Source organism: Nitrospira sp. M1 (assembly GCF_965152605.1).
Genome location: NZ_OZ224217.1, coordinates 2,257,868 through 2,284,024 on the forward strand (window position 1 = coordinate 2,257,868; position 26,157 = coordinate 2,284,024).

Annotated in this window: 21 protein-coding genes and 1 pseudogene; 9 read left to right on the top strand and 13 right to left on the bottom strand. The window is 47.6% G+C overall.

Annotated features, from left to right (window positions below):
* Nucleotides 1–161 precede the first annotated feature (161 nt).
* The 3 genes from ACWHX8_RS10280 to ACWHX8_RS10290 all read right to left on the bottom strand — a co-directional run bounded on the left by ACWHX8_RS10280 (nt 162) and on the right by ACWHX8_RS10290 (nt 2,461).
* Nucleotides 162–461, bottom strand: a complete 300-nt coding sequence (locus tag ACWHX8_RS10280) for a type II toxin-antitoxin system RelE family toxin (RefSeq protein ID WP_447968035.1) — start codon at nt 459–461, stop codon at nt 162–164.
* Complete coding sequence (locus ACWHX8_RS10285) at nt 462–743, bottom strand: type II toxin-antitoxin system Phd/YefM family antitoxin (protein WP_447968036.1); 282 nt, start codon at nt 741–743, stop codon at nt 462–464.
* A 485-nt stretch (nt 744–1,228) separates the two neighbouring features.
* Nucleotides 1,229–2,461, bottom strand: a complete 1,233-nt coding sequence (locus ACWHX8_RS10290; protein ID WP_447968037.1) for a hypothetical protein — start codon at nt 2,459–2,461, stop codon at nt 1,229–1,231.
* Between the two features lie 803 nt (nt 2,462–3,264).
* Between ACWHX8_RS10290 and ACWHX8_RS10295 the strand changes: the two genes are divergently transcribed.
* Nucleotides 3,265–3,870: a transglycosylase SLT domain-containing protein gene (locus tag ACWHX8_RS10295; RefSeq protein ID WP_447968038.1), complete on the top strand. Its 606-nt coding sequence runs from the start codon at nt 3,265–3,267 to the stop codon at nt 3,868–3,870.
* A gap of 115 nt (nt 3,871–3,985) precedes the next feature.
* Here ACWHX8_RS10295 and ACWHX8_RS10300 read toward each other — a convergent pair whose 3' ends face one another.
* Nucleotides 3,986–5,167: a hypothetical protein gene (locus tag ACWHX8_RS10300; RefSeq protein WP_447968039.1), complete on the bottom strand. Its 1,182-nt coding sequence runs from the start codon at nt 5,165–5,167 to the stop codon at nt 3,986–3,988.
* A gap of 978 nt (nt 5,168–6,145) precedes the next feature.
* Between ACWHX8_RS10300 and ACWHX8_RS10305 the strand changes: the two genes are divergently transcribed.
* The gene (locus ACWHX8_RS10305) at nt 6,146–6,751 is read left to right on the top strand and encodes a transglycosylase SLT domain-containing protein (RefSeq protein WP_447968040.1); all 606 of its coding nucleotides are present in this window, start codon (nt 6,146–6,148) and stop codon (nt 6,749–6,751) included.
* Between the two features lie 108 nt (nt 6,752–6,859).
* Here the strand turns inward: ACWHX8_RS10305 and ACWHX8_RS10310 are convergent, their stop codons facing one another.
* From ACWHX8_RS10310 to ACWHX8_RS10320, 3 genes are read right to left on the bottom strand one after another with little or no spacing between them, the layout of a single operon-like run.
* On the bottom strand, nt 6,860–7,378 hold the full coding sequence (locus ACWHX8_RS10310; protein ID WP_447968041.1) for a hypothetical protein: 519 nt from the start codon (nt 7,376–7,378) through the stop codon (nt 6,860–6,862).
* Nucleotides 7,379–7,421: 43 nt separating this feature from the next.
* The gene (locus ACWHX8_RS10315; RefSeq protein ID WP_447968042.1) at nt 7,422–8,600 is read right to left on the bottom strand and encodes a M48 family metalloprotease; all 1,179 of its coding nucleotides are present in this window, start codon (nt 8,598–8,600) and stop codon (nt 7,422–7,424) included.
* A 26-nt stretch (nt 8,601–8,626) separates the two neighbouring features.
* Nucleotides 8,627–9,436: a hypothetical protein gene (locus ACWHX8_RS10320; protein WP_447968043.1), complete on the bottom strand. Its 810-nt coding sequence runs from the start codon at nt 9,434–9,436 to the stop codon at nt 8,627–8,629.
* A gap of 265 nt (nt 9,437–9,701) precedes the next feature.
* Here ACWHX8_RS10320 and ACWHX8_RS10325 point away from each other — a divergent pair.
* Nucleotides 9,702–9,857, top strand: a pseudogene (locus ACWHX8_RS10325) (transglycosylase SLT domain-containing protein); the annotation flags it as partial.
* A 130-nt stretch (nt 9,858–9,987) separates the two neighbouring features.
* On the opposite strand, the gene ACWHX8_RS10330 reads toward ACWHX8_RS10325, so the two are convergent.
* Nucleotides 9,988–12,648 carry a response regulator gene (locus ACWHX8_RS10330; RefSeq protein ID WP_447968044.1) on the bottom strand — a complete coding sequence of 887 codons (2,661 nt, stop codon included), beginning with the start codon at nt 12,646–12,648 and terminating at the stop codon, nt 9,988–9,990.
* On the bottom strand, nt 12,645–13,658 hold the full coding sequence (locus ACWHX8_RS10335; protein ID WP_447968045.1) for a cytochrome-c peroxidase: 1,014 nt from the start codon (nt 13,656–13,658) through the stop codon (nt 12,645–12,647). The genes ACWHX8_RS10330 and ACWHX8_RS10335 overlap by 4 nt, the downstream gene beginning before the upstream one ends.
* Before the next feature lie 967 nt (nt 13,659–14,625).
* Between ACWHX8_RS10335 and ACWHX8_RS10340 the strand changes: the two genes are divergently transcribed.
* Together ACWHX8_RS10340 and metX are read left to right on the top strand one after the other, a co-directional pair.
* On the top strand, nt 14,626–15,927 hold the full coding sequence (locus tag ACWHX8_RS10340) for an O-acetylhomoserine aminocarboxypropyltransferase/cysteine synthase family protein (protein WP_447968046.1): 1,302 nt from the start codon (nt 14,626–14,628) through the stop codon (nt 15,925–15,927).
* Between the two features lie 27 nt (nt 15,928–15,954).
* Nucleotides 15,955–17,751 (top strand): homoserine O-acetyltransferase MetX, encoded by a 1,797-nt coding sequence (gene metX, locus ACWHX8_RS10345; RefSeq protein ID WP_447968047.1) that lies wholly within the window; start codon nt 15,955–15,957, stop codon nt 17,749–17,751.
* Between the two features lie 424 nt (nt 17,752–18,175).
* On the opposite strand, the gene ACWHX8_RS10350 is transcribed toward metX, so the two are convergent.
* Both ACWHX8_RS10350 and ACWHX8_RS10355 read right to left on the bottom strand, forming a co-directional pair.
* Nucleotides 18,176–18,664: a LabA-like NYN domain-containing protein gene (locus ACWHX8_RS10350; RefSeq protein ID WP_447968048.1), complete on the bottom strand. Its 489-nt coding sequence runs from the start codon at nt 18,662–18,664 to the stop codon at nt 18,176–18,178.
* A 69-nt stretch (nt 18,665–18,733) separates the two neighbouring features.
* The gene (locus tag ACWHX8_RS10355) at nt 18,734–19,474 is read right to left on the bottom strand and encodes a TerC family protein (RefSeq protein ID WP_447968049.1); all 741 of its coding nucleotides are present in this window, start codon (nt 19,472–19,474) and stop codon (nt 18,734–18,736) included.
* A 730-nt stretch (nt 19,475–20,204) separates the two neighbouring features.
* Between ACWHX8_RS10355 and ACWHX8_RS10360 the strand changes: the two genes are divergently transcribed.
* Together ACWHX8_RS10360 and ACWHX8_RS10365 are read left to right on the top strand one after the other, a co-directional pair.
* Nucleotides 20,205–21,689: a SulP family inorganic anion transporter gene (locus tag ACWHX8_RS10360; protein WP_447968050.1), complete on the top strand. Its 1,485-nt coding sequence runs from the start codon at nt 20,205–20,207 to the stop codon at nt 21,687–21,689.
* Nucleotides 21,690–21,704: 15 nt separating this feature from the next.
* Entirely contained in the window at nt 21,705–22,568 is an 864-nt protein-coding gene (locus ACWHX8_RS10365) for a universal stress protein (protein WP_447968051.1), read from the top strand.
* A 143-nt stretch (nt 22,569–22,711) separates the two neighbouring features.
* Here ACWHX8_RS10365 and ACWHX8_RS10370 read toward each other — a convergent pair whose 3' ends face one another.
* On the bottom strand, nt 22,712–23,164 hold the full coding sequence (locus ACWHX8_RS10370; RefSeq protein ID WP_447968052.1) for a periplasmic heavy metal sensor: 453 nt from the start codon (nt 23,162–23,164) through the stop codon (nt 22,712–22,714).
* Between the two features lie 322 nt (nt 23,165–23,486).
* On the opposite strand from ACWHX8_RS10370, the gene ACWHX8_RS10375 reads away from it, so the two are divergent.
* Nucleotides 23,487–24,122, top strand: coding sequence for a DUF1326 domain-containing protein (locus tag ACWHX8_RS10375; protein WP_447971898.1), 636 nt, complete (start codon nt 23,487–23,489; stop codon nt 24,120–24,122).
* A gap of 119 nt (nt 24,123–24,241) precedes the next feature.
* Entirely contained in the window at nt 24,242–25,015 is a 774-nt protein-coding gene (locus tag ACWHX8_RS10380; RefSeq protein ID WP_447968053.1) for a DUF2182 domain-containing protein, read from the top strand.
* A 13-nt stretch (nt 25,016–25,028) separates the two neighbouring features.
* On the opposite strand, the gene ACWHX8_RS10385 is transcribed toward ACWHX8_RS10380, so the two are convergent.
* Nucleotides 25,029–26,060 carry a Vgb family protein gene (locus tag ACWHX8_RS10385; protein WP_447968054.1) on the bottom strand — a complete coding sequence of 344 codons (1,032 nt, stop codon included), beginning with the start codon at nt 26,058–26,060 and terminating at the stop codon, nt 25,029–25,031.
* Nucleotides 26,061–26,157: the final 97 nt, after the last annotated feature.

Sequence of the window (26,157 nt, forward strand, 5' to 3'; positions counted from 1 at the left end):
TTAAGATTCTAATGAGTATTGCATCATCGGCGTTAACTTCAGGCCGATCACCCAACTCTCTATCTAATATAGCCTTAGACTCGTGTATACACTTGACTCAATCCTTTTACAGACATAGGGCACCTAGAAGTAAAAAAAAGAAACAAGCGCATACTTACTCTTTAGTTGTATGTCTGTTCATCTCGCTTTGCGAGTTTCAGGAGCACAACATTTTTCCGTTGCTCGTCAATATCGTATAACACACGGTACGAATCCACCCGCAGCCTGTACTGCGCAACAAATTGTGACACAATTAGCTCGCCGGATAACTTTTTAATACGCTTACCTTGTGGTCGTGGATGAGTACTGAATGATCGAATGGCACCAATGATGGTTTCTTGGGAGTTGGGAGGAATCTTTGTTAAGAATTTTTGGAAGAGGCGCTCAACCCGTTCACTTGGGAAGACGATTTCGTACGCCATCTAGAAACCCATTTTCTTGAAGAGCTGCTCCGCCGGAACGGCTTTTCCCTGTGAATACTCCTTTCGCGCACGTTCGATTTCGCCGAGCGTTTTCTTGTCTTTTAATTCGTCAAGGGTTTCCACTAAATCCAGCATGTCGTCATAAGGAACGAGAAATGAAACCGGCTTGCCATGGGAGAGAACCATCGAAGGAGATTTCGACTTGATCAGCTTCGAGAGCTGGGCCTGGGCCTCTCGAACATTGACGGGCTTAGCTTTACGCAATAGATTATGTGCACTCATTTCCATGCCTCCACATGCATTTCACTTGTATATACATTACCAGAGATCAGCTTAATTGCCAAGGGCAATTACAGCATAACACTACGTGGAGTTGGAACGATTTGATGGGCAAATGTGGGCCAAAATAAACGTCTCACCCATCTTTCTGTCGATGCTTTGAAAATATTTCCTTACAGGAATATTGTATAGAACTAGATCTGACCCTAATACCAATATCGCCAATTGAGGAGCAACTATTCATTCTAAAACAAGTGACTTGACCCCATTTTCAAGGTTCCTGTGGGACCGAGCTGACGCTCGGCGCATGCCTTGGTGTGAAGAACATCGGAAAGCCGTGTGCGGGAAAACTGCATGCACGGTTTGATGAGGGAGGGCTGGCCAGTCTTGCCTGCTGAGGTCCAAAGTAGGTGCGTGCACCGAACCGTTCGAGAGCAGCTCCAAGTCAGTGCCAGTTCTCTACTCTACCCAAAGCCAAGAACAGCTCATTAAGACCGAAGCTCATTATCTGGCAACTTATCTTTTCGATTGGCATGATAAGCATCCCCAAAAGTCATGCCTAGAATGGCAATTGAAATAATGACAATAAGCCAAGCGAAGATCCAATCCAGACTCAAAGAAATGCCCTCAATCCACTCAATATTTGAAAAATTTATCGTGTTCGACTCCTGGGCTAGTATTATTGCAGAGACACAAGGGAGTAATACAAAAATTAGAAATATACTTTGAGAAAATCTTGTGCGTGAAAACATCCTAAAAAGCGTTCCAGGAGCTGGATAAAATTTTGACTGTCTTGCTTCTTGTAGAATTAGCCAATAATACGCAACCGAAAGAAACATGGAGAACTCCAAAAAGGTAGCACCTACTGCAGGTTGCAGAAGGAGTGGATTCCGGGGTAAACGAACCCAAGCCTTTTGCTCTCTTATTTCATCAATCAGCTTCATATCAGGAACTTCATACTTAGCCAACTGTCTAGCAGTTTCATATGTCAATATTTCTGAATGCTTTGCCCCACTCATTGAGAATTTATATGAAGAAGTCAAATGACTTGATTTAGCAGATTCTTTTTTAAATTCGTATTTGACAAAACCTTCAACCTTCTTCAAAATCAACCGAGTTCGGAGAGTTTCCCATCTAATAATAGAATGCTTTAATTTATATGAAGCGACAGATTTGGCTTTTTCTAAAAGGTTTTGGTTATCAAGATTGTCGAGCGCTAAATTAACTAATTTCAAAGAATATAAGGGCTCACTTTTTTGGACTTGAACTCTGAATCCTGTAGGCTTAGGGAGCGGAGCAAGGGAATCTCTGAGTTTTGTGGCATCGTCTTCTTTTAGGATCTGAGGAATGACTTCTTTCTTTTTCTTTAGGTCAGAATTACTACTAGCACTGCTCGGAAGATCTCCAAAGCAGGGAAAAGGATGATCAACAAATTCATCAAGGTTCCACACCTTAGCTGCTTTTTGACCAATTTCACTTCCCCTAATCTGACGCCAGCATGGGGTTCCTTCAAAAAGGTTAATGGCTAGTTCAAGATTAGCTCTGAGAACCACATATTCTTCAAGAGCATTTAACGCCTTGACACCTTGTAGCGCAGGCACTAAAGACATCGCAAGCATTGAAAGTAACAAAGCAATGATGCCTGATCTTGTCCCTGCTACAGAACAACGCAAATCAAGCTCAGGAATACTTTTTGGTAACGAGTTACTTAAATTAATCATCTAAAAGAAATGGGCTTACATCTTTCGTCGAATTGAATACGCGACTGCGTCAGAACTAGTGATGCCTGCTCCTCGACCTTGTCAATTCTCTATAATGTTTACTTAAGTGGCGATATACCAATCATCAATGGCAGTATCCACTGCTACCCAACAACTAGAACAATATTCATAGATTAGCCCTTGATTAATTCATTGTCACCCAATCTCATTCCTACAAATCCAGATTTCTTGTGGGTGAGCGTTCAATTGGATAAATCATTTCGTCGTGCAAATTCACTCGAATGATTAGGCGCGATTGCGCACATCCCTCCCCGCCCATATTTTTTAGTATCGATTTAATTCTGTACTGTCATTTTTGCGAAATAGATTTTCTTCGATAAATCACAATATTATCTTTTACACGAATGCTCGCCTCACCTTTCCGTGGCTGCGAATACACTGAGAACCGTATGTAGTGTTCTGCGATTGAAAAAATGACATGCCATTTTTAGGCCAGATTCATAGGCCTTATGTTCTTTTGAAAATACGTGCTCAAGAATCTAGATAAAACAATATCTCGAAACGAACGTGTCCCAATGAATAGCACTAAGATATCATTCGGAAATAACTTGTCAATCTGCCTGGAGGCTAAGACTTACAGAACAAGTCATTTCAAAGTATAGAAGACTGAAGAAGTTTGTTTCGCATATTCGCAAAAAACTGCTTGACGATTCACTGTCGTGAGTTCACACGATTTCTAAATCATTTGATATACTCACTCAACACGTCTCTTACGTGAATCGGAATTCATTTAATACTTTAGCATGCAGATCATACAAATCATTGTCGTCGGCACCGCCATGTTGCTCTCGGGTTGCGTTACGTATATCCCGAGCAACCCCGATAACATTTGCCATATTTTCTTTGGTGAAACGGACTGGTATGAAGCGGCTCGTGATGCGCAAGAAAAATGGGGCACGCCAATCTACGTGATGATGGCCTTCATGCACCAAGAGTCGCGATTTATCGATGACGCGCAGCCACCCCGTGAGTGGTTCTTATGGATTATTCCGTTGCCGCGAGATTCGTCTGCCTATGGATATGCGCAGGCGCAGGATCCTGCGTGGGAAGACTATCGGGAAGAGACGGATAATTGGGGGGCCGATCGTGATGACTTTGAAGATGCGATTGATTTTATTGGCTGGTACACAGACGGGACGCAGAAACGGCTCAAGCTTTCGAAGTGGGATGCCTATCGGCAGTATTTAGCCTATCATGAAGGGCGTGGCGGGTATCAGCGAAAGACGTATCAACGAAAGCCCTGGCTGAAAAGTGTCGCCAAGAAAGTGAAGCGGCGTGCCATGCGGTATAACCAACAACTCAAAACCTGCAAGGCGGAGTTAGACGATGAGGTTGATAGCTGGTTTTGAAAATCCACGCGAACTCTTGCCCGGCTTTTTCCTGTGTATTATCAGAACGCATTTCTCAGGGTTTTGCACAACAACCTTACTGATTTTTTGACCAGTGAGGCTGGGTAAATCTTTCTTAACTGGATTGCTCACCTTCGGCTCGCTGTCCCATATGGCCAAGCAATTCAGAAAGGATGGGGAGCAAGAACGGAAGCACGCCCAAGACGGCATTGAAAGAAGTTTTTAATTCCTCTTGGGTTCCGAATAGGAAAAGCACCACCACAGCTAGCACCAACATCAGCGGCTGTTTCAAGGATTTCCATGTGCTATGAATCTGTTCGTGTTTGAATCTATCTAGCTGCGCCTTAAACCCTGCCGACAAAATAAACAATCGGAAACTGTCATTCATCAATCGTAAATTAGGTGTTAGCTGAACGAGCCCTTTCAAGAATAGGCGAGGAAACTCAGGATGGTGAGCATGGAGAAACCCATCTTTGGCGAGATGAAACAGGGCTAGTTGTTCTTCTAACGTACAGGATTCCCACCTAGCCTGATAATACGGTTTAGCCAGGCCCAGCCATTGCGGAACGATATCGGCGTCCCCCCATCCATCTAATTCTCTGTTTTTTCCTAGCACCCATTCCCCAAGACGATGAAGGTGTTTATCTTCAGCGGCTTCCTCCTGGAAGTGTTGAAGTTTAGCAGTTGCGTCCCCTTCCTCAGTATTCTTGAGGCGAGCGAAAGGTTTCCGGTAATAACACAAGGCAAAACCTCGTAATAAACTTGCCCAGTCAAGGGGACGGTCTGCTGCTAGAGGCATCGATGAATATTCGACATTGCCGTTTTCTTTGTCAAGTTTGCCCTGGCTTCCCGTTTCATGCACACCCGGGAGTCGGAGTCGAGATGGGATATCGCTTAAAGGGTTAACGCTGGAAAGAATGTGGAGCGTCTTGTTTTCAGTGAGCAATCGTTCGATTAAATTCCATTTGTTTTGGTCATGGGCAGGAGACCCGAACGCATGTTCAAAGTGGTCAAGAACAATGATGGGCTTTTTACTGACCAAGGCTCGGTACTCCTCAACCCTCCATGCTTCCGGAGTACTGATCTTTCGGATGTCAATGATGTCACACAATTCTAGTTTGACATTCTCTTTGTGCAAGGAGGATTTGCCGGATCCAGGAGGTCCGAGGACGAGTAAGTGTTGTGTGTCTTCGGCAGCAAAGCTGTCAGACGTAAGATGAAGCATGTCTGAATGCGACCCTGGAAACGGGACGACAAATAGACGTGAGATGATGGCTCGGATCATGACCCATATCATGATGAACATGCCATGGGGTCAAATCTAGTTTTATATATTTATATTTTCTAAAAATAAGGACAAGTGAATCAGTGCACATGCTTCCAAGTGTCGCCCTTCATACGTTGAATTGTAGCATGGTATTCTCTCGTTACTTTGCTTTCGTATTTGTATCGAATAATAAGAGGTTACGTCTTATCTTGCCTGCTATCAATTCCCGCTCCTCATAAAGAATAGAATTGCTATAGGTTCAGATTAAAATCGTTTGCAGACTATTCTGCTCGCCATCAATAGGCATTCGATTATTTTTAGTCTCTTCGATATGAAGAGTGACAAGCCGCGCAGAACATCTTACTCAGCAGGATTTCCCCCTCGTACGAGCCAACCACTTAATCCCGGCTTATGATGAGCGAGCGTTCGGTTGGATGAAGCACTTTGTCGTGCAATTTCGCTCGAACGATCAGGCGCGATTGAGCACATCCCTCCCCGCCCATATTTTTAAGTATCGATTAAATTCTGTACTGTCATTTTTGCGAAATAGATTTTCTTCGATAAATCATAATATAATTTTCACAAGAATGCTCGCCACACCTTTCGTGGCTACGAATACGCAGTGAACAGTATGTTTTACCCAGAGATTGAAAAAAGGACATGCCATTTCTAGGCCATATCCATAGGCATCGTGTTCTTTTAAAAATACGTGCTTAGGAATCTACATAAAACAATATGTTTAAACGAACGTACCCCAATGAATACCACTAAGATATCATTTGGAAATAACTTGTCAATTGGTGTATGTGAAGTCTGCCTGGAGACTGAGAGGCTTACAGAACAAGTCATTTCAAATTATAGAATATTGAAGAAGTTTGTTTCGCACATTCGCAAGAAACCAATGGACCTTTGGTTCACTCGTGGTGAGTTCACAGAGGTCTTAAATCATTTGATATACTCACTCAACACGTCTCTTGCGTGAATCGGAATCCACTCAATACCGTAAGCATGTCTATCATACGAATCCTTATTGTCAGCACCGCCATGTTGCTCTCGGGGTGCGCCACGTATATACCGAGTAACCCCGATAACATTTGCCATATTTTCTTTGGTGAAACGGACTGGTATGAAGCGGCTCGTGATGCGCAAGAAAAATGGGGCACGCCCATGTATATCATGATGGCCTTCATGCACCAGGAATCACGCTTTATCGATGATGCGCAGCCTCCACGTGAGTGGTTCTTATGGATTATTCCGTTGCCGAGAAATTCGTCCGCCTATGGATATGCACAGGCGCAGGATCCTGCATGGGAGGAATATCTGGAAGACACGGATAATTGGGGAGCCGATCGTGATGAGTTCGAAGACGCGATTGATTTTATTGGCTGGTACACGGACGGGACGCAGAAACGGCTCAAGCTTTCCAAGTGGGATGCCTATCGGCAGTATTTAGCCTATCATGAAGGGCGTGGCGGATATCAGCGAAAGACCTATCAACGAAAGCCCTGGCTGAAAGGTGTCGGCAAGAAAGTGCGGCGGCGTGCCATGCGGTACAATAAACAACTGAAAACCTGTAAGGCTGAGCTAGACGATGAAGTTGATAGCTGGTTTTGAATAAACCTATTGATTGAATCACATCCGGTCTATGAGAAACGGGTTACATTCACGATAGCTGCCCTAAGACTATCCATTTCATCTTCAATTTCCTCCCTATTCTCAATTTTACGTTTCGGGAGTTTCCTGCATCTCCTGAAATGACGCAACGACTTGTTCAAAGGTGGAGACTGCTTGATCAAAATAGGCACGGCTCACCGCTACATACGACAATTGAACCAGAGTTTCTTTATCAAGATACCCGTATTGAAGAACTCGATAGGTCAAACCTTCCGTCGTCTTGAAAGACAGAAGCAATCGATAGCCAGAACGACCGACAATGTTGGCTAAGCGAACTTTCAACACATGCTGATTCATGAAGCTCGGATTAGCGAGAAAACCATCATTGACCCAATTCGCTACTTCATGGGGCAGCATTTTTGCTGACAGCTTTTTTTTCGTATCTTCATTGAGGTCGACCAGAAGTCGTTTTGACACACGTATGTGCTGAAGCTCTAGCCCATGCTTGGTGAAAATAATATCGTCACTCGAATCCCGAAATCTGTACCATCCCTGTGGAGGAACAACCTCTACCTTCAACTCTTCTTCTTGGAGCTGCCCCTTGACGGGTTCCCAAGTTGGTGACATACAGCCACTAATCACCAGGACGACTAAACTGAGGGCCCAAAGATTATTTCTGTTGTAATTGCTTGACATAGCTTTGAATAAACTCCCGATCCGATGCCGCTGGGGAAAGAGAGAGATACTGTCTCAAATGACTTTCCGCGTCATTCCACTGTTCACGTTTAAAATGCATGATTCCTAAACTTCGATGAGGGTCGGCAAAACTCGGAAATAATTCGACCGCATGAGAGAACGTCTGAATGGCCTTCTCTTCATCACCCTCTTCTCCACGCTGTCGGTACACCTCCCCTAGCCAATAATAACCCTCTGCATCATGAGGGTGACGTGAGAGATACCGTTGAATCCCTGCCTCTGCCGAAGCAAACCGACCACTCGCTACATCCAGCTTCGCATTATCCAGAAACAACGGCTGCATGACGGTAAGAAATGTTTCTTGATTCGTGACACCAGATTGTGTGGCATATCGTTCTTCGAGAATCTCCTGATATTCCTCAATCCGATCATTTAAACGAGGATGCGTGCCAAAGAAAAATGCTTCATCAAGATCTTGTTCCTCGAGATCATGCTTTAAATGTTCAAACAACTTTGGTGATTCATGGGGGTCGTATCCTGCCGCGACCACAAGGTCCAACCCTACTCGATCTGCTTCCGCCTCAAAGGAACGCGAATAGCCAGTTACCGCCGCAACTCCTGCAACATTGCCTAAGACCATCGCTAAGCCTCCTAAAAGACCAAACGGGACGAAGACGACCCCAAGGGTACCAAGCGTGTCAGAAGTGGACTTTATGGAACGCATACTTTGAATTGCATGTCGATGACTCGCATGCGTGAACTCATGCCCTAATAAGGTGGCCAATTGTGCTTCATTTTCCATGCGTGCGAGGATTCCGGTATGGAGATAGATGACGCCATGCGGAAACGCAAAGGCATTAAGCATAGGATTACGTAACACCTGGACCTGCGCGTGGAAACCCATATCCTTCAGATTAGAGGGTACCAATTTTGCGGCGACTTGATTCACATATGCTGTAATCTCCTCATTGTCATAGACATGATCACTCTGATCCAAACGGACCTGTTCTTCTTGGGATTGATCCCAAATTCGTTGTTCGTCTTCATGTAAGGTCATCGCCATTTGCTCACTGGACCCAAAAGGGTGCAGGCCTGAGCCAGTACACCCTGTGATATACGACCCCAGCGTCATGACGGTCACAATCCGTATCATTGTCCATCTCATCATTCGCTTGGGTCTCACGACTCTCGTGACTTCCATGTTAGATGTTTGATAAACGCATTTGCGCCTTCTCCAGTTCTGATGTCATACTTTCCCTGAAATGCCAATGTACTCAACCACAAGAGCTTGCCAGTCTTGGCATCGACCACTCCCATCGTACCTTTTGTAAGCCCTCCTGCTGGCACCACCGCGACTCCCAATGCAGCTAAGAGAATTGACGTGACCACTTTTTTGGCGATACGTCCACCTGTAGAAACTTGATCCAGCCCATGGAACAAGACATACGCATCCGCGTCTGGATGAAGAGTTGAAATATCCGCACCAAGGGTGTAATCAGCAATCGACCGACCCGCAAAATGTGCTGCCCCCGTGCTTTGGACATGTTGCCAAACACTCTGTCCGACCACGTCAAAAAGAGCTTGTGTTTCCGACAGCATCTCGGTTTGCACAGAAGACAATTGCTCCACAGTCAGATCTGTCACGGTATTCAACTCCGGCGAATGGGTGGCGGCCTTTATAGATTTCAATAAATGACCTTTTGCCTGTTCAGACCAGTCGGGGATTTTCTCAGAGACTTCACCCACCGACGTTTCATAGACGGAAAATTGTAGAGGAAGGATCACAATGTTCTTATAGGCAGTTAAGACATTCTTTGCGTAACTATACGGCACTCCATATGACGCATCCGTTTCGGGTGAAGACTTTGGCGTTGGTGTCGGTGAGCTCGCACATCCACCTAGTAGAAGAAATGTCACTACCCAAATGAGGGCCCTATAAATGTGCACTTTCTTTTTATGGGATTGATAGTCCAATGAATTTCGAATCACAAGCTACTCACTATTAATCACTTACTTACCTGTATCAGAATATTTCAACGACGCTTAACAGAAGAAACTTCTATAAACTAAAGCAATACCCGAAGATTCCTCTCATCTTCATGGCCACAGCATACTCACAGACCCGAGAATTAATTGTTACGATCTTTGGATATTTTTGCCAACCCCTCAAATAGGGTATAGGGATATTGGTTTCTTGAATTTGATGTACATTAATAAATAGGTAGATTGATAAGAGTAAAAATTTTTAGCCTATCATGAAGGGCGTGGCGGATATCAGCGAAAGACCTATCAACGAAAGCCCTGGCTGAAAGGGGTCGCCAAGAAAGTGAAGCGGCGTGCCATGCGGTACAATAAACAACTGAAAACCTGTAAGGCTGAGCTAGACGATGAGGTTGATAGTTGGTTTTGAACTATGGTCCTACTCTTATTTCATGCATGGAAGACGTTGCATTCAATGGGCGTGTGTTCAATTCAGAGATGAAACGCGAAGAAATATTGGCGCAGCCAAGTACAGGGGAAAGAATTGAGTTCGGCACTCTTTATTGTGAGGTGTGATCGCTCACATGAACCGGTTCCGTCTTCGAGGAGTTTCGATTTATTGGAAGCCATAGTGCCAAAACTTTTTCTAACGCCACTTTATTGATTGGTTTTGATATATAGTCGTCCATTCCTGCGGCGAGACATTTTTCTCGATCCCCTTGCATGGCATTGGCTGTCATGGCAATGATGGTCGTATGTTTTTGGGCACTTCCATCTGATCGCGCGGCGTCGCCCTCAATCTCTGGAGTGTCTATAGTGGCTTCACTTTCCCGAATTTTCTGCGTTGCGTCATAGCCATCCATCTCTGGCATTTGACAATCCATCAAGACCACATCATAGGCTTTCCTTGAGAGTGCTTCCACAGCTTCTAACCCATTGGCAACCACATCGACGCGATGTCCAAGTTTCTCCAGCATCAGGACTGCGAGTTGCTGATTAACCGTATGATCGTCCGCCACAAGTATTCGCGCACCCTGCTGTGCCTCCAGCTCTCGTACCGTGTGCTGTGTGATCAATGTGCCACTCGATACCTCAGCTTCGGTTTGTTCAATGACCAATTTCAAAGATGCCAAGAGTTGAGCTTTCCTCACAGGTTTCGTGAAATATCCAGAAAAACCAACCTTACGTGCTAATGCTGCATCACCACGTCTTCCCAGCGAGGTGACTAAAATTAACTTTGTACCCGCGATGGCTGGATCGGCTTTAATCGTTTGGGCTAAACGCATGCCATCCATCTCAGGCATCTTCATATCAACAATAGCCAGGTCAAAGGGCTTGCCTTCCTCCACTGCAACTCTTAAGATTTTCAGAGCGTCCGTGGGGGTCGCCGCTTCTACCCCCTCCATCCCCCAGTCCACACAATATTGCATCACTAACAATCGATTGATCTCCTGATCATCTACACAGCACACTCGAATCCCTTGTAAGGAGACAGTCGACTTGCTATCCAGTTGTACGGGATGAGCTTGCTTCCCTAACTTGATCGTAAACCAAAACTGACTCCCTTTACCGAGTGTCGTATGCACGCCCAACTCCCCGCCCATTTGCTGGACCAACTGTTTACAGATTGCCAACCCTAATCCAGTTCCTCCATATTTTCTAGTGGTGGAATTATCAGCTTGTGAAAAGGGCTGAAACAGCCGTTCGACCGCTTCTGGAGTGATCCCGACTCCAGTATCCGTGACCTCGAATCGAACCATTACATCCTGCTCGCGTTCTTCTACCTTTAAGGCTTGAACTCTGACATACCCCATGTCCGTAAACTTTATGGCATTCCCGATAAGATTCATCAGGATTTGCCGCAAGCGACCGGGATCGCCTTGCACGGTTGTCGGAACATCAGCAAACACCCACCCCACAAGTTCAATATTTTTTGTTGTCGCCTTTTCAGCAAGCAGTTCTAATGTATCTTCCACAGCCACGCGCAAATCAAAATCTATCGATTCCAGCTCAACTTTTCCGGCTTCAATTTTTGAGAAATCTAGAATGTCATTAATCACCGTTAGTAAAAATTCTCCAGACGAACGAACAATTTCTGCATAGTGCTGTTGCTCTTGAGACAATGATGTCTCCATCAGCAGTCCGGTCATCCCGATAACGCCATTCATCGGTGTGCGAATTTCGTGACTCATCGTCGCAAGAAATGTGGACTTCGCATCCATCGCCGCCAGGGCTTTATCTCTAGCAATCGCGAGTTGTTCTTCAGCTTGTTTTCTTTCACACACTTCATCTTCCAAGGTCTTGACGACAGATGCCAATTCCTTCGTACGTTCCGCCACGCGCTGTTCAAGTTCATTATTCGCTCTATCAAGTCGGTGTGCGGACAATTGTAACCGCACAATTAAAAACGCCACATAGCCAATGAGCGTAATCCCCAGAAGATACATGAGAGTCAGATACCTCTCGCGTTCTTGGACCTGAGATTCTCGATACGTAACATAGTCATGAGTGAGGTACTGCAATTTGCGATCAGATCCAGAGGTGATGATATGGCGAGCCAGTGTTTGCACCTCATCCTGATGAGCCAAAATAATGGCCGCGTGTTCAACAACACCATCTAATTGGGCTTGTATGCTCTCCTGTTCAAGATGTGTTGGGAAACTGAATGTCTCAAACTGTGCTTGGAGAGTCTGCTTCTTCGAGGGATCAGGTTGCTGAATATACACCAACATCAGATTCAGAATGTGTTCGGCCTTGAGTCTCTGCGCGAGAGGGAATTGCTGTTGCTCCATGGTCGAAAGAAGGTCCTCCATGGCCATGGGGAAAAAGAGCAGTGAATTGCGGAGTGTAGAATGTTGAGTCTTAAACTCTCTCAATTGCTTCTCTTTTTCTTGAAGTTGTCGTTCGTAAGATTCTAACTGTATCTTGAATGCTGGAACGCCTAATTGAGTCATATCCAATGGACCGTGCGTCACAAGGTCGTATCCATCCCATAGCTGACTCATCCCAATTCTCAACGTATCATAATGTGCTAATAATCCAGTTTGGACTCGTAGAATATCTTGATTGATCAGCGTTTCCCAATGCTTCATCTTATGAAGCACCAACATGCGCTGCTGATGATGGTGCGAATTGTGCGCCTGGACTTGGATATACAGAAATGTGAGGCAGAGGATCATGCCAAATAAGAGAATCGCATGTTTCACTTCAATCCGCTTCATAGCAATTGACCTTGGTATTGCCCTGGCAGGGTATAAAGAAAAGCAACAATGGCCTCGACCTCAGCCTCTGTGAGCACTCGCTTGAGTTGGTATTGGCCCATCAACTGCACGGCTTCCTCAATCGTTTGCGCCGAACCATCATGAAAGTACGGAGGGGTGAGTACGGCCAATCGTAGGCTTGGCACTTTCACAAAGTGACGATGCTTGTCATGCGCACGGTTCTGTTCTTGATAGCTGGATGCGCTGTCTCCTGAATTATTTTTGTGTTCTACTACTTCGAATCGTTGAAAAAGATTACTTCCGATATTGGCTCCTTGGTGGCAGGCCACACAGCCATAGCCTTTAAAGAGGGAGTAGCCTTTTTTTTCGAACGCCGTAATTGCGTCATGATCGCCCCGCAAATATTGATCGAACCGTGAATGCGGTGTAAGAAGCGATCGTTCAAATGTCGCAATTGCATCTTTAACCGTTTCTGGTGTTATGCCATCGACATACAGCATGCCAAAGATTTTTTGGTAGCCCGCATCTTGTTGTAATTTTTCGATAATCTCAGGCCAGGTCGATCCCATTTCTGCTGGATGCTGAGTAGGCCCATCTATTTGATCTTCTAATGTCCGCGCTCGTCCATCCCAAAACTGGCGAACATTCAATCCGCTGTTAAACACCGTGGGAGTATTGATGCCACCGACTGCCCCATTGATGCCAATAGAACGGTACGCTTGATCCGTCCCACCTTTCGCCAGATCATGGCAACTGGCACAGGCAATGGTATTGTCATGGGACAAACGCGGATCATGAAAGAGTCGTTCACCAAGTGAGACCTTCAATGGATTCAGCGTTTTCAGTAACGGAATTGGTTGAATAGGCTCTATGTCATTCTTGGAATCAATAGTCATCGAAACAGAGAGATACGATTCAACATCTCCATAGGATGTCTCAACACCACAGCCACTAAGGAAGAGGCTGTATCCTAGGAAAACATAGGCAAATAGACGGGAGTAAACATTCATGATGTCACCACAATTCATAGTTATACGAGAACGCCCAACACTGCCTGACTGGAGCACCTCGTCGAATGGATAGGCAGAGCGTTCGAATGCCAATAGTTCCTGTAAATTCAACAGCATTCCTCTATATCGTTATCGGGAGTTCAAGCGGGTACATAAAGTCTCGACCAGCATGCACCCAAAGAAATCTGTAAAATTCTGTATGTTGTATAAACAGGAAAGAGCGAAGTGGGTTCTATCCCTGCTAGCGTTGCCAAGAAAGTCGAAGAACACAGAAGAACTGGCAGGTACTTGCGTCAATACGCAGCGTGTACAAAGACAATTCAGATCTGGTTGGCGATTGAACGTACCGTACGACTCAAGACGGATAGTTGCGACTCTCGACCTGTCAGGCATGCCACGCGAAAGCGTTCCTGTACCGTATGCCAATATCTTGAAGAATAATGACAAAGATTTATACGCTCTCGGCATGGACGGTCAGGTTGTTGGAATCGAAAGCAACAGATCGCCTTGTAGGGGCACAAATCATGTGGCCGATTTGCGAAATGAGAAGATTGCTGTGGGGCACTTCATCTTAGAACATGAGCGTTATAAATCGTATGTTTTCGTTTAGGCTTGGTCATGGCTCCGCGTCACCATTTTTTTCCTATGAGCACTAAGCGTTAAGCACAGTTCTATTATTCCTGGCCCATCGGATCCTTTAATATATTTCCTCAACGTTCATGTTGGCGTATACCCCTGTCTCAGCTGTTTGCTTGTTCGACCAAAAACAATTCCAGAGTTGAGCCGATAGGCTGGGAGACAAGCACTGCGCTCGAAACCATCCGTTCTTGCAAAAGCTGATCACTCTCATTGTTGTGCCAAGCCCTGGCAGCGAAATCACGCATTTGACCTCCCCTGACATCCTTGGTACTTTTCATTCCCGCGCCCCGGTCATATTTCTTATTCCACCAAGGACAGGAGAGAAACCATGAGCGACAGCAAATCCCCAGGTCTCGGAACCATGGCCGTGCATGCTGGCCAGACACCTGACCCAACGACGAATGCGCGTGCGGTCCCGATCTATGCCACGACATCCTATGTGTTTAACGATACCCAGCATGCCGCCAATTTATTTAATTTGTCTGAGTTCGGGAACATCTACAGCCGGATCATGAATCCGACCAACGACGTACTCGAAAAGCGTCTTGCGGCCATGGACGGTGGAGCTGCGGCATTGTGCTTTGCGTCAGGCCAGTCCGCAACGATGGCTGCATTACTCACGATCTGTCATGCAGGCCAGAACTTTCTGTCATCAACCAGTCTCTACGGTGGGACATGGACGCTCTTTACGACAACGCTCAAGAACCTTGGAATCGAGGTCAGATTTTTTGATGCGGACAAACCTGAACAGATTGCGACGCTGACCGATGGTAATACTCGCTGTGTATTCTTCGAGAGCATCGGTAACCCAAAAAACGACGTCCCTGATTTCAAGATGATCACGGATGCGGCGCATGCACAAGGTCTTCCAACGATCTGTGATAACACCTTGATGACCCCAATTCTCTTGCGCCCAATTGAACACGGGGTCGACATCGTGACCTACTCAACCACAAAGTTCATCGGCGGCCACGGCGTACACGTCGGCGGTGCGGTCATTGACAGCGCACATTTTCCATGGGCCGAGAATCCTGAGCGCTGGCCGGAATTCTGCGCACCATCACCTTCATACCATGGCGCCGTGTTTGAAGAAGTCCTGCGTCCCATGGGCAATATCGCGTACATCCTACACATGCGAACACATTGGCTCCGCGATACCGGTGCCGCGATGAGCCCCTTTGCGTCGTTCCTGACCTTGCAGGGCCTCGAAACCTTACACTTGCGAATGCCACGTCATTGCGAGAACACGTTGGCTGCCGCCAAGTTTCTTGAAGCGCACGACCGCGTGGAATGGGTCAACTATCCAGGCCTTGAAACCCACTCGCACTACAAGACGGCCCAAAAGTATCTGACCGCTGGCGCGGGCGCCGTACTGGGATTCGGCATTAAGGGAGGAGAATCGGCCGGTAAGAAGTTCATCGAAAACATTCAGTTAGCAAGCCACCTCGCCAATATTGGTGACGCGAAAACGCTCGTGATTCATCCAGCGTCAACGACCCACCAACAGCTCACACCAGAAGAACAAGTCAAGGCTGGCGTCTCCCCAGAGTATATCCGCCTCTCCATCGGCATCGAGGACGCTGATGACATCATCGCCGATCTGGATCACGCGTTACAGGCCAGTCGTTAGGCTGAACGAAATTGCTGAGGTTATGTTGTGAGCCTGCCATCGAGTTCAGTTGTCCAGCGGAACGGTCCCCCTCTCCCTTACGCGCAGACCTGGATTTCACCTGAAGCGTTAGAGCTTGAGAATGGCGGCCGGCTTGAGCAGGTGACTCTCTGCTATGAGACCTGGGGCACGCTCAATCATGAATGCAGCAATGCCATCCTCATTTGTCATGCCTTGAGCGGAGATTCTCACGTCGTTCGGCACGACGAGAATGATACACCGGGCTGGTGGGAGATTGTCGTCGGTCCTGGCAAACCTATCGATACCGATCGGTATTTTGTGATCTGTTCGAATGTGCTGGGCGGTTGTCGAGGAACCACGGGGCCGAACTTTATGAGTCCGGGAGGCACGCAATCCTACGGTGCTAATTTTCCGATTATCACCGTTCGCGACATGGTCGCGGTCCAACGCCGCCTCGTTGACCATCTCCGGATTTCACGTCTCCATTCAGTCATTGGCGGATCGCTTGGTGGATTACAGGTATTGACCTGGGCAATCGATCATCCTGAAGTCGTCGCCTCAAGCATCGTGCTCTCGGCTTCTGCACGGCTGAGCTCCCAGGGCATTGCCTTCGATGTTGTGGGCCGCAATGCGATTCGCCACGATCCGAATTTCGCCGGAGGTCAGTATTACACTGGACCTGCACCCGAAGCGGGCCTTGCGCTGGCGCGCATGCTGGCGCATATCACGTATCTCTCCGATGCGTCGATGCGGGCGAAATTCGATCCCACTCGATTACAACCTCGATCGGTTGACTCGGCTTTCGAGAGTACCTTCTCCGTCGGCTCCTACTTGGCACACCAAGGCGATCGCTTCGTCGAACGTTTCGATGCGAACAGCTACATCACGTTATCCACCGCGATGGACCTGTTCGATCTCGGCGACAGTGAACAGAAACTAACACGCTCACTGACACCCTCCACCTGCCGATGGTTGTTTTTAAGTTTCTCGAGCGATTGGCTGTATCCGGCATCAGCATCGCGTCAGCTTATCGATGCACTCGTGACGCAAGCTAAACCCGTAAGCAGTTGTGAGATTGAGAGTCCAGCCGGTCATGACTCGTTCTTGCTAGAGAACACTATGGAAGACGGAGGTCGAATGATCCGTGCCTTTCTCTCATGTGATCCTCCACCCACTATTTCCCTGTCCATTCCTTACGAATCTCGTAGCGACCAACCGACAAGCATCTTCCATGGTCAACGCCTCGACTACGACATGATTCTCCGTCTTATGCCTGAAAACGCGAGTGTCGTGGATCTCGGCTGTGGGAACGGGGAGCTCCTGTCCATATTACGTGACCGGGGATACAGACCGCTGCTTGGCATCGAGCGGGATCAGGGGCAGGTCATCGAATGTATTGAACGCGGACATCTTGTCATTCACGCGGATCTTGACAAGGGGCTCTCGGCGGTCCCTGACCAGGGTTTCGAGGTCGCGCTTTTGTCGCAGACCCTGCAGTCGATCGTCGATGTGGCAGGCGTGCTCGATGAAGTCGTCCGGATTGGGCGGCGCGGAATCGTGAGCTTTCCAAACTTCGCCCATGCGCCGATGCGTGAGACCTTCCTACGGGAGGGTCGACTTCCTAAAGAGGAGGGACTGTATGCCTACGACTGGCACGACACACCGAACCGCCGGTTTCCGTCGATTCTCGATTTTCAGGAACTATGTGCACATCGTGGGATTCACATCCTAGAGGCGATCTACTTTAACTCAAAAAGCGGGAAAGAGGTCATCGACGACCCTAACCTGAATGCCGACATTGCCGTCGTCGCTCTGACGCGCTGAGCCTCATGGCGCAGTTCAGGTTGTGTTGGCTTATTCAGAGTTGAGTCGACATAATTTACAATACACATGGAATCGAATGTGTCACCGTTAGGCAGTCATGGTCTTTCTCTGTCATCAAATACCTTTCCGGTCACATTACCCATACGCTCGATGTCACTAAGCTTCCAGCCCTTTACGCTATTCATCTGTGAGTGTCTAAATGGCTTGCGCTATGTCTTCAACGATATCCCTAGAAATTTTATACGAATTATCCGAGGGTAGCGTAACGATCAATGACTAGAGATTGAATCAGCTCAATTTAGCTTGGAGATCGCTTGCAAAGTTAGGCCTATGACCTAGTTGTTAATGCTAAGCAATTGCTTCCAATCATTGGGAGTTCACACCTAACAGGTTGTGTTCTGAACAGGATTTTGGTGACAAGCTCTCAGGTTGTTGGAATCGATAACAACAGGTCTCCTTGAATGGGCACAAATCGTGTGGCCGATTTGATTAGGGAAGAGGCGGTCAAGGCAGGAACCCCGTAGACTTCGACCGAGACATTATGCTGTTGAATGATCTTCTCGACCACTGCAGTGAAGTCACCGTCCCCTGAGGCTAGCACGATCGTGTTCACTTCTTTTGCGTACTCAAGCATATCTATCGTAATTCCAACATCCCAGTCACCTTTGGCCGAACCATCACGGCGTTGAAGATAGGGTGTAAGTTTTATCTCAAATCCGACCCTCTCTAGAATCTGCTGAAACGCCTTTTGCCGTTGATCGCCTTTATCTGTCGCATAGGCGAAAGCTTTAACGACATTCCTATTGGCCGTCGCTTGCTTCCAAAATGCATTGTAATCGAAGTGACAGTGATACTGCTGCTTCACGGTGTAGTACATGTTCTGCACATCGGCAAATACGGCAACTGTGTCCATAATCCTACGAATTCCCTATTCAGGGCACTTCAATACATAAAACGTATGTTCTGAGCAAGACGACTCATGTTATTCCAGGGGCCGTTGACGAAGCTTTACTGGTTTTGTACGACCCTTCCGGATTTTCGTATTGATCAACTCAACAAATACGGAGAAGGCCATGGCGAAGTAGATATAGCCTTTGGGAATATGGAAAGAAAATCCTTCCCCGATTAACATCACGCCGACCAGCAGCAGAAAACTCAATGCAAGGATTTTGATGGTCGGATGTTCGTCAATAAAATCACTGATGGCTCCGGAAGATGCCATCATCACACCTACGGCTATGATAATGGCCGTAGCCATTACCCACACTTGATCGGCCATGCCAATCGCAGTAATAACGGAATCCAAGGAAAACACAATATCCAGTATCGCAATTTGCACAATAACCGCAGTAAATGATGCGGCGGCGTTGGTCGTCCCTTCGCTCTCCTCCCCTTCCAATCGTTCGTGAATTTCTAATGTACTTTTCACTAAAAGAAACAGGCCACCGGCAATTAAAATCATGTCGCGGCCAGAAAAATCATGATTGAAGAGAGCAAACCAAGGAGCCGTTAAGCCCATTAACCACGATAGTGAAAAGAGGAGTGCCAATCGAGAAAACATGGCCACGCCTAAACCAAGAACTCTGGCACGCGCCTGCTCTGCTAGCGGTAATTTTCCCGCCAGAATTGAAATGAAAATAATGTTATCTATCCCCAGAACAATTTCCAGAGCGGTCAACGTTCCAAGCGCCAACCAGGCCTCAGGATCAGTCAGCCATTCCATCGCAGCAACCCCTACTTATCTTGTTACGGACCACCAAAATATTTTTTACCTACCTACAGAGTTTCCATACATTTGAAATTTGGGGGTATGTCTTGTGTGATCTACGCTACGGACTCGTCCTGCTCAAGGAACGAACAACCATAGGACCGAATCGCAATCACACTCTGAAGAAAATTCACGTTGACTAAATAGCACTTGGCTACTGACCATTTCTACGAAGGATACATGTATCCTATAGCTGTCTTTCCTCAGGCCATGCAACCCAAGACTTCTACCATTGTACAGAGATTCACTTGTAGTGAATGCGCAGTGTGATACTCTATGTGCTTGACTGGAATACACAGTCTGTCACAGACAACCCAACGCCCTCATCACCATTGGCAGAGCTATCGTATCATGGGGAAAATACCACGAACGAGGACGTTGCTCCTCCTAGGCATCAATGATCAACTAGTAAACTTGCGTGGGTAAATACTGTGTGATATCGTTATTGTATATCGTGTAAGACCTCTTCTTCCTGGGGCAACAACCCCAGTCGGTTGAAACGAGATCTTACACGATTTTTTTGTTCAAACCCTCCTTGGTCTCCTGCAATCAGGAACAATTTCAAAAGCATCCGGGAGTTTGGTACTGAAGCACATGGGTCGTCGACCCTCGACAATACCCGTATGCGTCTTTGCTGTGAACCAAGTATTGAAAAATCTGTGCTGAATCAAAAGAAGGGTCATTGATGCTCAAAGAGCTAGTAGACACTATCCGTGAGGGAATGAATATCCGAAAAGATTTGCTGGCGGGCCTTGTCGTTGCCCTCGCATTAATTCCTGAAGCGATTGCATTTTCCAGCATTGCAGGGCTTGACCCCAAAGTCGGCCTCTACGCCTCCTTCTGCATGGCCACGGTCATTGCCGTAACTGGCGGTCGACCCGGCATGATTTCGGCGGCGACGGGTGCAATGGCACTCTTGATGGTTACCCTGGTCAAAGACCATGGCCTCCAATACTTACTGGCGGCAACCGTACTCACTGGAATATTGCAAATCATCGCAGGAGGGCTCAAGCTCGGCTCGCTCATGCGCTTTGTCTCGCATTCAGTCATCACGGGCTTTGTCAATGCACTGGCCATTCTTATTTTCATGGCACAACTCCCAGAATTAATCGGCATACATTGGGAGGTCTATGCAATGGTCGTGGCGGGCTTAGCGATTATTTATCTCTTTCCATATCTCACCAAGGCTGTCCCGTCTCCCTTGGTAGCCATCGTCGGGCTGACAGCCGTTTCCATCGGCCTACAGTTGGACATTCGAACAGTGGGAGATATGGGTCAACTCCCGACAACCCTTCCCGTATTTCTGCTCCCCGACGTGCCTCTTTCCTGGGATACGTTACGTATTATTTTTCCTGTATCGGCCACACTAGCCGTGGTAGGCCTACTGGAATCTATGCTCACGGCATCCATCGTCGATGATCTGACCGACTCTCCAAGCAACAAAAACCGTGAATGCATGGGGCAAGGCCTAGCCAATATTGCCACCGGCTTTATCGGAGGCATGGCGGGATGCGCCATGATTGGACAGTCCGTCATTAATGTGAAGTCTGGTGGGCGCGGACGACTCTCGACTCTGGCAGCCGGGGTATTCCTGCTCCTGATGGTTGTATATATTGGGGATTGGGTAGCCAAAATCCCGATGGCAGCACTCGTCGCAGTCATGATCATGGTCTCAATTGGAACATTCAAGTGGGCATCGATTCGTGACTTGCGAGAGCATCCGAAAAGTTCGAGCGTGGTGATGATTGCTACCGTTGTTGTGGTCGTGGCAACACATGATTTAGCCAAAGGGGTCTTGGTGGGTGTGCTGTTGTCAGGATTCTTTTTCGCGCATAATGTTGGTCAGATTTTATATATCGGAAGAAGGTCCGAAGATGAAGGTCGCCTGCGCATCTACAACGTCACAGGACAGGTGTTCTTTGCTTCCGCAGAGCGTTTCATCAATTCATTTGATTATAAGGAAGTGATTGAGACGGTGCGCATCGATGTGGGTCGTGCTCACTTCTGGGACCTAACGGCTGTCAGCGCCCTCGACAAAGTGGTGATGAAATTCCGACGAGAAGGGACAGACGTTGAAGTCATTGGACTGAACGAAGCGAGTGCAACGATGGTTGATCGCTTCGCCGTTCACGACAAACCTGACGCCGTTGAGCAATTGATAGGCCACTAGAAAGAACGCCCTCCCATGAAACACGAAAAGAATGTACTGGCTTGCGTCGATCAGTCGCATTTTGCCGACTATGTGGCGGACTATGCGACCTGGGCCGCACGGCGTATGGCCGCACCGCTCGAATTCCTACACATTATCGACCGGCATCCAGAGATCGCAACGGACAATGATCATAGTGGCACAATCGGGTTTGATGCACAGGAAGTGCTGTTGAACGAACTCTCTACTCAAGACGAGTCCCGAAGCAAAGAAACCCGTGAACGCGGACGGATTTTCTTAAACCGTTTACGAGAACGTGCGATTAAGGCTGGGATTACGTCTCCCGACGTACGGCAACGCTACGGGGTCCTGGTCGAAACCCTCGCAGAACAAGAAGAAGGCGTACGCTTATTTGTTCTAGGGCGACGGGGAGAATCGGCCGAGACGACACAACGTGACCTGGGACGCAATGTTGAGCGTGTCGTACGCGCACTAAAAAAACCAATTCTGGCCGTGACTGAAGGCTTCACAGAACCCCAGAGGGTGATGATCGCCTTTGATGGCGGCATCGTAACCCGCAGAGGAGTGGAAATGGTCGCAGCGAGTCCTCTTTTCCGAGGCCTACCCATCCACCTTTTAATGTCGGGGAAGGAAAGTCAAAACGCATCAAAGCAGCTTGAATGGGCCAAAGTGACATTGGAAGCCGCAAGATTTGACGTCTCTGCGTCACTTATTCCCGGCGACGAAGAGCGAGTTATTGCTACAACCGTCCGTGAGCAACAGATTGATATGCTCATCATGGGCGCCTATAGCCACTCGCCTCTACGAAGCCTCATATTTGGAAGTACAACATCTGACTTGTTGCGCTCCGCCAAAACTCCAACCCTTTTACTGCGTTAGCCCCAAGCACCGTCTCAGCCTTTGCCTGACTCGCATACACAGACTTTCGAAGGTTTCTCAATGCCCAACATTCAATTCACGGTTCGTTTCGAGCATAGAGGAGTCTCGCATCTTACACACTCAATCCATGCGACATTGCACCTTTAATCATGGCCATGCGTGTCAGTATCGCCGTCAGAATGTTCATTTTTATGTTTCTTTCCGTGCTTACCTTTTTTCCCTTTCTTGCTCTGCTTTCGCTTTTTTCCAAGTTCTTTAAATTTCCCGACTTGCTCTGGAGTTAATTGTGCTTCAATTTGAGCGCGGGCATTCATGCGAACCTCTTTCATTTGCTTGTGAAGTTCCTGAAGCTGTTGATGCTTCTGCTCAAGAATTGGCTTGACCTTAGCTTGCTGTTCCTCAGTCAGCTCTAACTTCTCGGTGAGTTTTTGTAATTTCTTTTCTGGATCATGTCCATGATGCTTCCCTTTGCCTCCAGCCCATCCTGGTGCGGCAACCAGGACTCCAGAAACCAGCACCAGCACTGCCCACATCATGAAGGTCTTGATTTTCCCCTGGTACTGTTGACGCTGTTGGACTTCATTGATTTGTGTCATTTATTCCTCCATGTAAATTTATTCAACAAAACGGCTTCATGTCCTCTCCCGCTGTGCTTACATCGGGAAAATGTACGAATTATGCCGGAATACACAACGCAGAACCCTAGTATACCAAACTTTTGAGATATGGGTTCTCTCATGATATTGCCAATGCAACACGAATTGCGAAACGTCAGAACAGCCCGTCTGATCGCCTGCCTGAGCATAGCAAGTGATACCAGAATCATGATAGGCTCTTACCAACACGTGGGCCAAAAACATGAGAAGCATACTGAAGTTTTGCTAAAGCCATCTGACGACAAAAAAAGAGGATCTTATGATGACCGATCAATGGATGCTTCGCGGGGTAGAATTCAATAATTGCAATTGCGATTGGGGCTGTCCGTGTCAATTTCATGCACCATCAACTCACGGATTTTGTGAAGCCTTTGCCGCCGGGCATATCGAAGAAGGCCATTTCAATGACATCCGTTTAGATGGACTCAACTGGGCCATGGTGCTCCATTGGCCAGGAGAAATCGCAGCCGGAAGCGGCAAACAACAAGTTATTATCGACAGTCGCGCCACTGACGCTCAACGCGAAGCGCTTCGAAAAATTTTGCACGGCGAATCTACGGCTCCCGGAGCCACACACTTCTTTGTGTTCAATAGCACGATGTCTGAAGTTCTTGCCCCACTCTCTGCTCCCATTGATCTGACAATCGATGTCGAGGCCCGAAAAGCCGAAGTCAACATTCCTGATGTTGCCGAGTCAAAGGGGAATCCTATTCTAAATACACATACGGGAACTCCCCATCATGCTCGCATCAATTTACCAAATGGGTTCGAATACACCGTAGCTGAAGTGGGTACCGGAACATCCAGCACAAAAGGCGGGATAGCCTTACAACTTACCGAAAGCCATGCACATTTTAATACGCTTCACATGAATCAAGACGGCGTCATTCGTGCTTAGTGAGTATTCCACTATATTCAACAACACCCCATTCCCCATCCTTCGTCTGCCCACCTGACAGAATACGGCAACCGTCCGCTTTTTCTTCGTTCGTTCTCTCGATGTTGGAGGTTTAGTTTGTGGCATCCTTTCCGCAGCGGGATACAGTTGCCATCACTTCTGCTTTGATCGGTGTCACCGTTCTGGCGTGGGCCTACCTATTCCATCTCGCTGCGAGTATGTCGGATATGAGTACACGTGGAGTTGTCCCTGTAATGCAGCTTCAGCCTTGGACTGGAACAGACTTTTTGTTCATGCTTCTCATGTGGATAGTGATGATGATTGGCATGATGTTGCCTTCCGCAACCCCCATGACCCTCCTCTATGCCGGCATGGCTCGCAAGGCTAATCGACAGGGGACGCCAATCGCGCCAACCTCCGCGTTTGTGTCTGGCTATTTAGCGATATGGGGGATATTTAGTGGTGGGGCGACACTTACCCAAGCAGGTCTGCATCAAGCTGCACTCCTCTCACCAATGATGATGACCAATAGTCACACTCTCGGTGCGGGGCTTTTACTTGTTGCAGGACTCTATCAACTGACCCCTTGGAAAAATGTCTGCCTTGAGCACTGCCGTTCCCCGACTACCTTTATCGCAAAGCATTGGCGAACAGGCATCACTGGGGCTTTTCGAATGGGCTTGGAGCATGGGCTCTATTGCCTCGGCTGCTGCTGGGCCTTAATGGGTTTGCTCTTTTTCGGCGGCGTGATGAATCTCTTGTGGATTGCCGGCATCACGATTTTTGTGTTTCTAGAAAAAGTCTTGCCCGTTGGGGCCTGGAGTAGACGATTGTCTGGTGGTGGGTTGCTCGTAACTGGAGGCGGACTCTTGATGACTTCACTGACCCACTAGCTCTGCCGATTTATCATTGTGGGACTGCAACTCGTGCAATAGTATTTGCGTCGGTGCCAAACCAAATCGTGTGTGTGGGTTTATGGTACACCATATGTCGAACGGTGCCGCCCCCGCTCTTGATATTCGTGATGCTGATAACTTCTTCAGTCTTCGTATCAAATCCGATGAGACGATTAGGCAATGAACCCGTTTCCACAAACCAGACACGATCCTGCTTGTCGACCGCCATCCCATATGGCCATGCATCCTTACCACCGGGGACTTGCCACTCTTTCACTTTTTTCGTTGAAGGCGTAACCCTCCCGAGATATCCTTCCGCATAGTCGACATACCAGATTGCGCCATCGGACGTCAGTCCCAATCGTCGTGGTCGTGCCTCGGGGCGAGACAGAGAAATTTCTTTCACTGCATGCGTTCTACGGTTAATGGTTCCTAGCTTATTCGAACCAAACTCCGTAAACCAGGGGACATGATCTGCGTCAACAATGATGCCATAAGGACGAGCATTGGCGGTAAATAATGGCGTCAACGTTACAATACCTGAAGCCATGGCTACCCGGCCCACGAAATTTCCCTGCTGAACGGTAAACCATATTTCGCCCTTATCTCCAAACACGAGAGTGTGAGGATCGGTTGCATCAGAATTCGGCATCATATACTTCATGATCTTTCCGGTTGCCGGATCGAGTTTTCCGATATGTGCGGAACGGTTGCCGGCATACCACACAAAACCCTGCTCGTCGACAAGAAGGTTGTGCGGGCCTGTACCAGACTCCAAAGGATACTGGCGAAATTTTCCAGTCTTCGGATCAAGCATCGCCACGTAATCGCCCTGCTGTCCGACAAACCACACATGATGATCGCGATCAACATACGGATCACGCGGCCTTGTCTGTTCCCAAGGCACCGTCCATTCCGTTATGTTGACTGGATTATGTTCGGCTTGACTGTCGTGTGATTCGGCCCCAGCACAAGCGAGAGCAAAGAATAGGCTACAACACAAAATAGCACCACATGCAGTGGCAACGACTTGACCCTTCATACATGACCTCCAAGCACAATTCGCGTGCAGAGTGACCTCTCAGACGCTACCCATTTTTCTTGGCTTTCTTTTCCGCTCGTTTTTCCTTCATCGACTT